General features: G+C 64.8%; 12 protein-coding genes. 2 read left to right on the top strand and 10 right to left on the bottom strand.

Features of this window, described 5'->3' with window-relative positions; all coding sequences use genetic code 11:
* Positions 1 to 120: 120 nt before the first annotated feature.
* Together hemF and WCJ41_RS17690 are read left to right on the top strand one after the other, a co-directional pair.
* On the top strand, positions 121 to 957 hold the full coding sequence (gene hemF, locus WCJ41_RS17695) for an oxygen-dependent coproporphyrinogen oxidase (protein WP_336907160.1): 837 nt from the start codon (positions 121 to 123) through the stop codon (positions 955 to 957).
* A 15-nt stretch (positions 958 to 972) separates the two neighbouring features.
* Positions 973 to 1,518 (top strand): adenine phosphoribosyltransferase, encoded by a 546-nt coding sequence (locus WCJ41_RS17690; RefSeq protein WP_336907159.1) that lies wholly within the window; start codon positions 973 to 975, stop codon positions 1,516 to 1,518.
* 33 nt (positions 1,519 to 1,551) lie between these two features.
* Here WCJ41_RS17690 and WCJ41_RS17685 read toward each other — a convergent pair whose 3' ends face one another.
* From WCJ41_RS17685 to WCJ41_RS17640, 10 genes are all read right to left on the bottom strand, one after another.
* Positions 1,552 to 2,031, bottom strand: a complete 480-nt coding sequence (locus WCJ41_RS17685) for a MaoC family dehydratase (protein WP_336907158.1) — start codon at positions 2,029 to 2,031, stop codon at positions 1,552 to 1,554.
* Entirely contained in the window at positions 2,028 to 2,483 is a 456-nt protein-coding gene (locus tag WCJ41_RS17680) for a MaoC family dehydratase (protein ID WP_336907157.1), read from the bottom strand. The genes WCJ41_RS17685 and WCJ41_RS17680 overlap by 4 nt, the downstream gene beginning before the upstream one ends.
* A gap of 110 nt (positions 2,484 to 2,593) precedes the next feature.
* On the bottom strand, positions 2,594 to 3,691 hold the full coding sequence (gene ychF, locus WCJ41_RS17675; RefSeq protein ID WP_336907156.1) for a redox-regulated ATPase YchF: 1,098 nt from the start codon (positions 3,689 to 3,691) through the stop codon (positions 2,594 to 2,596).
* Positions 3,691 to 4,293, bottom strand: coding sequence for an aminoacyl-tRNA hydrolase (pth, locus tag WCJ41_RS17670; RefSeq protein WP_336907155.1), 603 nt, complete (start codon positions 4,291 to 4,293; stop codon positions 3,691 to 3,693). Before pth ends, ychF begins: the two co-directional genes overlap by 1 nt.
* 15 nt (positions 4,294 to 4,308) lie before the next feature.
* A complete protein-coding gene (locus tag WCJ41_RS17665; RefSeq protein ID WP_336907154.1) occupies positions 4,309 to 5,058 on the bottom strand; it encodes a 50S ribosomal protein L25/general stress protein Ctc in 750 nt (249 codons plus the stop codon).
* Between the two features lie 247 nt (positions 5,059 to 5,305).
* Positions 5,306 to 6,238 (bottom strand): ribose-phosphate pyrophosphokinase, encoded by a 933-nt coding sequence (locus tag WCJ41_RS17660; protein ID WP_336907161.1) that lies wholly within the window; start codon positions 6,236 to 6,238, stop codon positions 5,306 to 5,308.
* 120 nt (positions 6,239 to 6,358) lie between these two features.
* Positions 6,359 to 7,618: a hypothetical protein gene (locus WCJ41_RS17655; RefSeq protein ID WP_336907153.1), complete on the bottom strand. Its 1,260-nt coding sequence runs from the start codon at positions 7,616 to 7,618 to the stop codon at positions 6,359 to 6,361.
* Between the two features lie 3 nt (positions 7,619 to 7,621).
* Positions 7,622 to 8,773 carry a Xaa-Pro peptidase family protein gene (locus WCJ41_RS17650; RefSeq protein ID WP_336907152.1) on the bottom strand — a complete coding sequence of 384 codons (1,152 nt, stop codon included), beginning with the start codon at positions 8,771 to 8,773 and terminating at the stop codon, positions 7,622 to 7,624.
* 9 nt (positions 8,774 to 8,782) lie between these two features.
* Positions 8,783 to 9,544, bottom strand: a complete 762-nt coding sequence (gene pgeF, locus WCJ41_RS17645) for a peptidoglycan editing factor PgeF (RefSeq protein ID WP_336907151.1) — start codon at positions 9,542 to 9,544, stop codon at positions 8,783 to 8,785.
* Positions 9,545 to 9,546: 2 nt separating this feature from the next.
* The gene (locus tag WCJ41_RS17640; RefSeq protein ID WP_336907150.1) at positions 9,547 to 10,305 is read right to left on the bottom strand and encodes an SAM-dependent methyltransferase; all 759 of its coding nucleotides are present in this window, start codon (positions 10,303 to 10,305) and stop codon (positions 9,547 to 9,549) included.
* Positions 10,306 to 10,364: the final 59 nt, after the last annotated feature.

Raw genomic sequence — 10,364 nt, 5'->3', positions numbered from 1 at the left:
TCGTTTTTCCCGCAATGGTTTATCAGAAATCCATTTTCTCAATTCGGCAAATGCCCGAGGGGCGTGTTCACCCATCCTCTGGAGGGTGCTAGGCTGAGGGAAAACCGACAGGAATCGCCGATGACCGACAGCCTTACCGCCCGCCAGGCCGCCGCCCGCAGCTGGTTCGAGACCCTTCGCGACCGCATTTGCGGGGCACTGGAGGAGATCGACGGCGACGGCGGCTTCCAGCGCAAGGCCTGGGAACGCCCCGACGGCGGCGGCGGCGTCATGAGCATGCTGCACGGCAAGGTCTTCGAGAAGGCTGGCGTCCACACCTCGACCGTCCACGGCGCGTTCTCGCCGGAGTTCCGCAAGCAGATCCCCGGCGCCGAGGAAGACCCGCGATTCTGGGCTTCCGGCATCTCGCTGATCATCCACCCGTGGAACCCCTTCGTTCCGGCGGTGCACATGAACACCCGCTTCATCATGACCACCAAGACCTGGTTCGGCGGCGGCGCCGACCTCACCCCCGTGCTCGACCGCCGCCGGGTGCAGGACGACCCGGACACGGTGGACTTCCACGCCGCCATGAAGGGCGCCTGCGACGCCCATGCGGTGGCGGACTATGCGAAGTTCCGCAAATGGTGCGACGAATACTTCTTCCTGCCGCACCGGAACGAGCCGCGCGGCATCGGCGGCATCTTCTATGACCATTTCAATTCGGGCGACTGGGCGAAGGACTTCGCCTTCACCAAGGATGTTGGCCTCGCCTTCCTCGACATCTATCCGAAGCTCGTGCGCCGCAACATGAATATGCCGTACACGGATGATGACCGCGAGGAACAGCTCATCCGCCGCGGCCGCTATGTGGAGTACAATCTGCTCTATGACCGTGGCACCATCTTCGGGCTGAAGACGGGTGGCAACGTCGAGTCGATCCTCTCATCCATGCCGCCCATCGTGAAGTGGCCCTGAGCGAGGAGAAAACCCATGGACCTGCGCAACGGCTTCGACATCAAGCGCTATATCCGCACCATTCCGGATTACCCCAAGCCCGGCGTGATGTTCCGCGACATCACCACGCTGCTCTCTGACCTGCATGGCTTCCGCGCTGCGGTGGATGAACTCGTCTGGCCCTTCCTGAAGGGCGAGATCGACTATGTGGCAGGTATCGAGGCACGCGGCTTCATCCTCGGCGGTGCGGTGGCGCACAACCTCGGCCGCGGCTTCATTCCCATCCGCAAGAAGGGCAAGCTGCCGTCACGCGTGATCGGCCAGGACTATGCGCTGGAATACGGCGTCGACACCATCGAGATGCATGCCGATGCCATCAACAAGGGCGATCGCGTGCTGCTGATCGACGACCTGATCGCCACCGGTGGCACGGCGGGTGCCGCCATCGACCTGATCCGCAAGTCGGGCGGCGAGGTGGTCTCGGCGGCCTTCGTCATCGACCTGCCGGAACTGGGCGGTGCCGACAAGCTCAAGGCCAAGGGCGTGAAGGTGCACACGCTGGTGAGCTTCGAGGGGCATTGATTGTTGTCCTCTCCCGCGAGGCGGGGGAAAAAATCAGGGCCGCTTCGGCGTCAGCACCTTGCCTTCGAACGAGAACACCAGTTCGCCCTTCTGGTTGAAACCCTCGTTCATCGAGAACACCAGGCCCCAGCCGGGCCGTGAGTTGAGTTCGCGCGTGCCCGTCACCGTGCTGCGGTAGGAAATCGTGTCACCCGGCGTCACGGGCTTCAGCCAGCGCAGGTTGGTGAAGCCGGGTGACGGGCCGATCATCGCGGGCTCGCGGCCTCCGGCGCGGAACTTCGCCTCCGCCGCCTGGTTGGTGGCGACATAGCACTTCATCCACGCCGCACCGGTGTGCCAGCCCGAGGCCGAGAGCACGCCGAAGGGGCCCTCGCGGCCGCCTTCATCGCTCAGGTGGAAAGGTTGCGGATCATACTGTTTCGCGAAGGCGATGATCGCCTCCCTGGTGAAGTGGTGCGTGCCCAGTTCCACCACCTGCCCCACCTGGATCTCGTCCAGCCACAGCCCGATCATGGATGCCTGACCTTCATGAATTGCACACCGGTGAGTTCCGCCTTGAGCTCACCTTCGGCGTTGAAAAGCTCGAACTTCATCTTGAGGATGCCCATCTCGGGGCGCTTGGACGACACGCGGCGCGACAGCACGGTGGCACGGCCAGTAAGCGTCTCGCCGGCATAGACGGGCTTCAGCCAGCGGCCCTCCTCCATGGAGTTCGATGCCATGGCGGCAGAGCGGTTGGCATAGCCCTCGACGGACAGCTTGATGAGAATGGCGCTGGTCTGCCAGCCCGACGCGGCCAATCCTCCGAGCACGGAGCGTTCAGCCTCCGCCTCGTCGAGGTGGAAGGGCTGCGGGTCCCATTCCTTGGCGAAGGCGATCACCTCGTCCTTCGACAGGTGATGGGAGCCGAGCGGGATCACGAGCCCCTCGGGAAAGTCTTCGTAGTGCAGCAGGTCGGACGTCAAGCGGCAGCCCTCATCTCACGCTCATCATGCGCGGGCTTGACCCGCGCATCCTCTGCAGTGGTCGCCAAAAAAGATCGCCGGGTCAAGCCCGGCGATGATGATGTTCAGTCTTACGTGTTGAACCGGAAATGCATGACGTCGCCATCCCTGACGACGTAGTCCTTGCCTTCCAGCCGGAACTTGCCTGCCTCGCGGGCACCCGCTTCACCGTTGCCCGACACATAGTCCTCGAAGGCGATGGTCTCGGCGCGGATGTAGCCCTTTTCGAAGTCCGTGTGGATCACGCCGGCTGCACCCGGGCCCTTCGTGCCCTTGGTGATGGTCCAGGCGCGGGCCTCCTTGGGGCCTACGGTAAAATAGGTGACGAGATGCAGCAGGTCATAGCCCGCGCGGATCACGCGGTTGAGGCCCGGCTCCTCAAGGCCGGCGGCATGGAGGAAGTCCTTCTGGTCCTGCGGCGCCATGACGGCGATCTCGGATTCGATCTGGGCGGACACGACGACGGCCACCGCATTTTCTTCCGCGGCGCGCTTGAATACGCGGGCCGAGAAATCATTGCCCTTGTCGGCCCAGGCTTCCTCGACGTTGCAGACATAGAGCACGGGCTTGGACGAGAGCAGGCCAAGGCCGCGGAAGGTCTTCTCCTCTTCCGGGGTGCGCTCGACGAGGCGGGCGGGCTTGCCGTCGCGCAGCAGCACCAGAGCACGGTTCATCAGGTCGGCAACTTCCTTGGCTTCCTTGTCGCCCTGCTTGGCCTTCTTCTCGGTGGCGACGACGCGCTTTTCGAGAGAGTCCATGTCGGCCAGCATCAGCTCGGTCTCGATCGTCTCGATGTCGGCGATGGGGTCGATCTTGCCTTCGACGTGGGTGATGTCGCCATCCTCGAAGCAGCGCACCACATGGGCAATCGCATCGGTCTCGCGGATGTTGGCGAGGAACTGGTTGCCCAGGCCCTCACCCTTCGACGCGCCGCGCACGAGGCCGGCGATGTCGACGAAGGTGAGCCTCGTCGGGATGATCTGCTGGGAGCCGGCGATCTTCGCCAGCACGTCGAGGCGCTGGTCCGGCACTGCCACGTCGCCCACGTTGGGCTCGATGGTGCAGAAGGGATAGTTCGCCGCCTGGGCTGCCGCGGTCTGCGTCAGCGCGTTGAAGAGGGTGGACTTGCCGACGTTGGGAAGGCCAACGATGCCGCACTTGAAACCCATCAGTTCTCTGCCTTCTTTGGCGGCTTCTCCGGCGCGGGATTGAGCGCCAGATGCACCTTGTTCTGGAATGACCCCTCCTCACCCTTGACGAGGAGGGCCGAATTGTCGGCGACAGCCGTGAGCAGCGGCTCCAGCCAGTCGCGGTCGGCCTTGGCGAAGTCGCTCAGCACATAGCCGTGCACGAGTTCCTTGTGGCCGGGATGCCCGATACCCATCCGCACACGGACGAAATGCGGCCCGCAATGGGCGATCATCGAGCGGATGCCGTTGTGGCCTGCCGCACCGCCGCCGAGCTTGACGCGCACCTTGCCGGGCTCGAGGTCGAGCTCGTCATAAAGCACGACGACCTGCGACGGATCGATGTCGAAGAAGCGCATGGCCTCGCCAACCGCACGGCCACTTTCGTTCATGTAGGTCTGGGGCTTCAGCAGAAGCACCTTCTCGCCGCCCAGCAGGCCTTCCGAGGTTTCCCCCTGAAAGCGCTTGCGCCACGGCGAAAAGCCATGGCGGCGGACGATCTCGTCCACCGCCATGAAGCCGATATTGTGCCGGTTGCCCTGATATTTGGAGCCCGGGTTGCCGAGCCCCACGATGAGGTGCATCTGGCCCTCTTGGGATTACTTCTTCTTGGCCGGAGCAGCAGCGGCAGGCGCTGCGCCCTTGGCGGGAGCTGCGCCCTTGGCGGGAGCGGCACCCTTGGCCGGAGCAGCGCCCTTGGCAGGTGCTGCAGCGCCAGTGGCCGGAGCCTTCTGGTTGGTTGCCGGAACTTCTGCCGCAGCGGCGTCAGCCGGCGCTTCCTCTTCCTTGGCCTGGGCCGAGATGGCGCACAGCGTCACGTCATCCTTCACAGCCGAGGACACGCCGTCGGGCAGCTTGATGTCGGACAGATGGATCGACTGGCCGACCTGCATGGCCGAGACGTCAACGTTGATCTCGTCCGGGATGAGGTTCGCGGAGCACGACAGCGCCACCGTGTGCGAGACGATGTTGAGAGCGCCGCCCTGCTTGATGCCGGGGGACACGTCCTGGCCCTTGAAGTGAACGGGAACGTTCACGCGCACGCGGGCATCCTTGCCGAGACGCAGGAAGTCGACGTGGACGATGAAGTCGCGCACCGGCTCGAACTGCACGTCGCGCGGAATGGCGCGAACGGTCTTGCCGTCAACCTCGAGGTCGATCAGCGTCGAGAGGAAACGGCCGGTCTCGATGTGGGGGAGAACGTCGCCGTAGGTGAGCGAGATAAGCTGGGGTTCCGCCTTGTCGCCATAGACGACACCGGGGATGAGGCCCGTACGACGGACTGCGCGAGAGGCCCCCTTGCCTGCCCGGGCGCGCGACGCGGCCTTGAGCTGCACGATCTTGGACATGTTAGACTCCTGAGTATGAATGATCCGCCCGGACTTCCTCCAGGGGTGAACGAGCCGAACGGATGGGCGGGCCTATAGCGGAAGGGGGCGGCGGGGGCAAGATGGTCATGGCGAAGGCCACAAACCACTGGAATTTCTCACTAATTCATCATGCCCGGGCGTGTCCCGGGCATGCCTTTGCCGCTGCCTCCAACAAAGGATGGCCGGGACAGGCACGGCCCTGATGAGGTTGAGATGGTGCCAGACCCTATTCGAACAGGCTCGAAACGCTCTCTTCCCTGTTCGTCCGGCCGATGGCTTCGCCGATCAGCGAGGCGATGGGGAGGCAGCGGATGTTGCGGGAAACCTTCACGGCCTCGGTGGGCTGGATCGAGTCGGTGATCACCAGCTCCTTCAGCTTCGAATTGGTGATGCGCGAAACCGCACCGCCCGAAAGCACGCCATGGGTGATATAGGCGGTCACGTCCTTGGCACCCTTCGCCAGCAGCGCTTCCGCCGCATTCACCAGCGTGCCGCCCGAGTCGACGATGTCATCGATCAGGATGCAGGACTTGCCCTTCACGTCGCCAATGATGTTCATGACTTCCGATTCACCCGCACGCTCGCGTCGCTTGTCGACGATGGCGAGCGGCGTGTCGAGGCGCTTGGCGAGTGCCCGGGCGCGCACCACGCCGCCCACGTCCGGCGAGACGACGACGGTGTTGGCAACGTCGAGGTGGTTCTTGATGTCGCGCACCATGACGGGGCCGGCGAAGAGGTTGTCGGTCGGAATGTCGAAGAAGCCCTGGATCTGGCCGGCGTGGAGATCCATGGTCAGAACGCGGTCAGCGCCGGCGCGGGTGATCATGTTGGCCACCAGCTTGGCCGAGATCGGCGTGCGGGGGCCGGGCTTGCGGTCCTGGCGGGCATAGCCGAAATACGGGATCACCGCGGTGACGCGCTTGGCGGAGGCCCGCTTCAGCGCGTCGATGATGATCAGCAGTTCCATCAGGTGGTCGTTGGCGGGGAACGAGGTCGATTGCACCACGAACATGTCCTGGCCGCGAACATTCTCCTGGATCTCGACGAAAACTTCCATGTCGTTGAAGCGCTTGACGACCGCCTTGGTCATCGGCGTGTTCAGGTAGGAGCAGATGGCCTCGGCGAGTGGCCGGTTGCTGTTGCCTGCCACGATCTTCATCATGCCCGAAATCCTCTGATCCGCCCCGGTTGCGAGGCTCTATAACAACCGTATGACGCGATGCAAAGAGGCATTTCGCTCATGCATGCATAGCGCACGCTTATGGGGATAACCCATGCCTCAGCGGTAGCGCTTGACCACGTCGAAGATGCCCGTCGCTGCGGCTTCGGCAACGGCCGTCGCCGCCCCGCCCCAGCCCCCGTCCAGCGAACCTGTCGGAACGTCATTGGCCTGCTTCACGTCGCCCAGCACCTTGCCGGTGGGTGATTTCACCACCCAGCGCAGTGATACAGACTGTGTCTCGTCGTTCTTGGCCGCGAGTTTCACATGGCCCTCGATGGTCAGCGCATCGGCCTGCGGCTTGCTGACCACCGGCCAGCCTGACTCGGAGAGTATCTTGCGCATGGCGGAGGTCAGTTCATCGTTCCCGCCACCCGGCGAGCCCTTGACCGGCACCACGGCGACGGCGCGGATAGGCTGCTGGCCGGGCTTGGCGGTGGCCGGCACGGCGGTGGCCTGCTTCGCGGGTTTGGCGGCTGGCGCTTGCGCGGGCACCGCCGCCGCGACGGCTGTCTCGCCCGTGTCGTCGGAGGCAGGTGGTGCCGCCGCGAGGCCATCGTCCGAGATATTGACCTTCGGCATCAGCTCCTCGCCCGGGATGGGCGACACGGCAGCGACCCAGGGCTTGATCTCCTCATGCTCGACCACCTCGCCGGCATTGGCGAGTTGCGTGGTGCCGATCTCGGCAAGGCCGGGGCCATGCACGGTTTCAAAGTCGATCTGGCGGCCCGCCGAGGGGCCGGCCTTGGCGAAGAGTTCGGCGGGCGGCGAGGTGAGGCCCGACAGCCGCGCGGCATAGCCCATGCCGGCAAGCTTCTGGGCCATCATGTCCACCGTGCGGCGCGCCACGCGGTCGAGCACATCGGGAGTCACCGCCCCCCATGGATCAGGACCGGAATAGACGCCGGCATTGTCCTCGCCCGAGAAGGTGTCGATCAGCACGCCGTCGGCATCGCGGAACTGCCATTCATAGACGACGCGCACGCCCGCATTGCCCGGTATGGCGCGGATCGAGCCGCCGAGGCTGAACCCGCCCGACTTGAGATTGCCTTCGACGAAGCCGATGTCGTGCTGGCCACCAGCGCCAGCCAGCGACTGCTTGAAGGCCGAGAGCTTGTCCGGCGGGATTCCGGAAATCTGCTCATAGGCAATGGGCGGAACCGTCTTGCCCTTGGGGTTGCCGGAGGGCGAGGGACCGGAATCGGTCAGGATGGAGCCCGCCGAGCAGGCGGTGAGCAGGAGCGCGAACACGACGACGAGCGCCGAGGCCAACCAGCCCCGGACCCTTTCCGCCCCGCAGATCGCACCCACCTCACCCATGGCCTAACGGATTATCATCCCCAGCGACGCCTTTGAAACCGGCTCGGGCTTCTTTTCCCCAATGATGTAGGTGCGGCCAAGACAGAAAGCGGCACCGGCCTGCGAATTCATCAGGATCATGTGCGCGAAGAACACCATTCCGGGCCCAATCACCACCGGATTGTCCTTGTAGAACATCGGGCTGTCCATCCACGACGGCGTGAACTTGGCGCCCAGCGAATAGCCGCAGGCATTGAGCCGGTGGTCCTTCATGCCATGCGCATCCATGACGCAGGCATGGGCGGCGAACACATCGCCCGCGGTGCGACCGGGCACCAGCTGCTCCTCGACGGCAGAAAGCGCTTCCTGGCAGGCTTCGTCCATCGCGAGGTGCTGCTTCGACGGCTTGCCGATGATGAGGGTGCGCATGAAGGCCGCGTGGTAGTGGCGATAGACACCGGCCCACTCGAGCGTCAGCTGGTCCTTCTTGGAGAGCTTGCGGCGGCCGGACTTGGAACGGCAGAGCAGCGCGTCACGCCCCGAGCCGATGATGAATTCATTGGCCGGATAGTCGCCGCCGCCTGCGAAGATCGCCCCCTGCTGGGCCGCAAGGATCTCGCCCTCGTCGGCACCTGGCTTGGTCTTGCGCACCGCGGCTTTCAGTGCCGCATCGCCCAGCTCGCCCGCCTTGCGCACGTAGCGGAGTTCAGCGGGCGACTTCACCACGCGGATCATGTTCACGAGGTCGCTCGCATCGGAAAGCTTCGCGAAGCCTTCGAGCGCTGCATCCAGCTCCTTGCCGTTGGCGTGGGTGAGTCCATAGGACTGGTTCTCGACGCCCAGCCGCTTGCCCTTGGCACCGAGGCTCTGCAGCATGTCGCGCAGCTGTGTGGCGGGCTTGGCACCCGCGGCATCGGTCCAGATGCGGATGTCCTCGATGATCGAGGTGTGCTGCGCCTGGCGGAGATCAGCCGAGCGGGTGAGCAGTGCGAGCTTTCCGTCCGTGCCGAGGTAGAGGCACTGGAAGAAGCAGAAGCCGAAGGTGTCATAACCCGTGAGGTAGTACATAGACTCCTGCTGGAACATCAGCAGGCCATCGAGTTTCTGCTTTTCCATCGCCGCGATGGTGGCCTTGATGCGGCGGGCGTATTCGGCGCGGTCGAAATGCAATGCCATGGTCAGTCCCTATGTGAGCGCAATGGCCGAGATGAGGCGGCCATAATCCTTCTCGTTGCGATGCGTGGCACGGCGATAGCTGAAAAAGCGCCGCTCGTCACTGAAGGTGCAGAGCGACAGGTTGACGACAGTGCCGACGCCCTCGCCGCGCAGGCGCTCGGCGAGATAACCCGGCAGGTCGAACATGTAATGACCCGCACGCGGCGAGGCGATGAAGAACTGCGCGTTCCGGGGATCGGCCTCGATGAAGCGGCCGGGAAACTCTGGGCCCACCTCATAGGCGGCCCTGGAGATCATCGGGCCGATGACAGCCGTGACATTGGCGCGATCCGCCCCCTGCTCTTCCATCACGGCGAGCGTGCGCGCGGTAACGCCGGTGAGCGCTCCCTTCCAACCGGCATGGGCCGCACCGATCACCTTGGCCTTCGGATCGGCGAAGAGCACCGGGCCGCAGTCGGCGGTGAGAACGCCAAGGCCGATGCCCGGCGTCGTCGTGACCAGCGCGTCGACGCGCGGGCGCTCCTCGCCGTCCCACGGGCCGGAGACCGCCACGGCATCGGGGCTGTGGATTTGCCATGCAGAGAGGAGCCGATCGGATGCGACGCCGAGCTTCGCTGCGACGGTTGCGCGGTTCTTCAGCACCGTTTCCTTGTCATCACCGGAGCCCATGCCGCAGTTGAGCGAGTCGAACAGGCCCGTCGAATGGCCGCCTTCACGGGTGAAGAAACCGTGGGAAATGCCGCCGAGGGCCAGTGCGTCCGATGCGATCATGGTCATCCGAAAGGGTAAGGCGTGCTCATGCCCGGCGCGGTGGCGCAGAGCAGCTTGAACAGGTTACCCATTTGCGCCTCATCCGCAAGCCGCGCCATCTGGCGGGAGAGCGTTGCCCGGGTTGCAGCGTCAGCCTTGCCCTGAAGCTGCGCAAAGCGCTGCTCAAGGCCCATGGCCAGCAGGAAGTCGCGCTGCGTCATGCCGGGCTGCACGACGGCACCCGCTTCGGTGAGGGCGTGGGCGAGCTTCTCGAAATCGGCATGCGAGGTGAGGTCGGCCTCGCCCGGGGTTTCGGTGACGGGCACGAAGCGGTGTTCGCGCATCGCCTGCAGCGTATCACCCGCCGCAGTGTGGAGGTGGCCATAGTCGATGATGAGGGCAGCGCCCGCATGCGCGGCGAGCCGCGAGCCGATCTCGCGCGCAATCTCGTCGCGCGCCGGCGCGAATTCGAGGACGTCGCCGTCCTTGCCCATGGTGCCCGGCACGATGCCGCCCACCCCGAGCGACAGCCTGCCATCGGCAAGCCCCACCACCCGCTCACGCCAAACGCCCGCGCGCCGCTCGAACTGGCGGATGGGGATGGCATCGAAGAATTCATTGGCGATGAGGATCATCGGGCCCTCGGGCACGTTCTCCAGACGGTCATGCCACGTTGCCGCCTCGCCCACCGCTTCACGCTGCTTCTGCCGCAGCACCGGGCAGAATAGGCGGCTTTCCAGGTGCGATGGGCAACGGAGAAGAAGGCATCTCTGGTGGCGCATCGGGATATCCCGGGATGACGGGGGCTGGCGGCTTTCCGGGGATGAGCGGACCCGGTGGC

The organism is Aestuariivirga sp. (assembly GCF_037139295.1).
Taxonomy (GTDB): Bacteria; Pseudomonadota; Alphaproteobacteria; order Rhizobiales; family Aestuariivirgaceae; genus Aestuariivirga.
This window is presented reverse-complemented; position numbering and strand designations above follow the sequence as displayed.

Bases quoted from the DNA above. Each gene is read 5' to 3' on its own strand.
- WCJ41_RS17665 (WP_336907154.1), bottom strand. From the start codon at position 5,058: ATGTCCAAGATCGTGCAGCTCAAGGCCGCGTCGCGCGCCCGGGCAGGC.
- pth (WP_336907155.1), bottom strand. From the start codon at position 4,293: ATGCACCTCATCGTGGGGCTCGGCAACCCGGGCTCCAAATATCAGGGC.
- WCJ41_RS17660 (WP_336907161.1), bottom strand. From the start codon at position 6,238: ATGAAGATCGTGGCAGGCAACAGCAACCGGCCACTCGCCGAGGCCATC.
- WCJ41_RS17650 (WP_336907152.1), bottom strand. From the start codon at position 8,773: ATGGCATTGCATTTCGACCGCGCCGAATACGCCCGCCGCATCAAGGCC.
- WCJ41_RS17655 (WP_336907153.1), bottom strand. From the start codon at position 7,618: ATGGGTGAGGTGGGTGCGATCTGCGGGGCGGAAAGGGTCCGGGGCTGG.
- pgeF (WP_336907151.1), bottom strand. From the start codon at position 9,544: ATGATCGCATCGGACGCACTGGCCCTCGGCGGCATTTCCCACGGTTTC.
- WCJ41_RS17690 (WP_336907159.1), top strand. From the start codon at position 973: ATGGACCTGCGCAACGGCTTCGACATCAAGCGCTATATCCGCACCATT.
- hemF (WP_336907160.1), top strand. From the start codon at position 121: ATGACCGACAGCCTTACCGCCCGCCAGGCCGCCGCCCGCAGCTGGTTC.
- ychF (WP_336907156.1), bottom strand. From the start codon at position 3,691: ATGGGTTTCAAGTGCGGCATCGTTGGCCTTCCCAACGTCGGCAAGTCC.
- WCJ41_RS17640 (WP_336907150.1), bottom strand. From the start codon at position 10,305: ATGCGCCACCAGAGATGCCTTCTTCTCCGTTGCCCATCGCACCTGGAA.
- WCJ41_RS17685 (WP_336907158.1), bottom strand. From the start codon at position 2,031: ATGATCGGGCTGTGGCTGGACGAGATCCAGGTGGGGCAGGTGGTGGAA.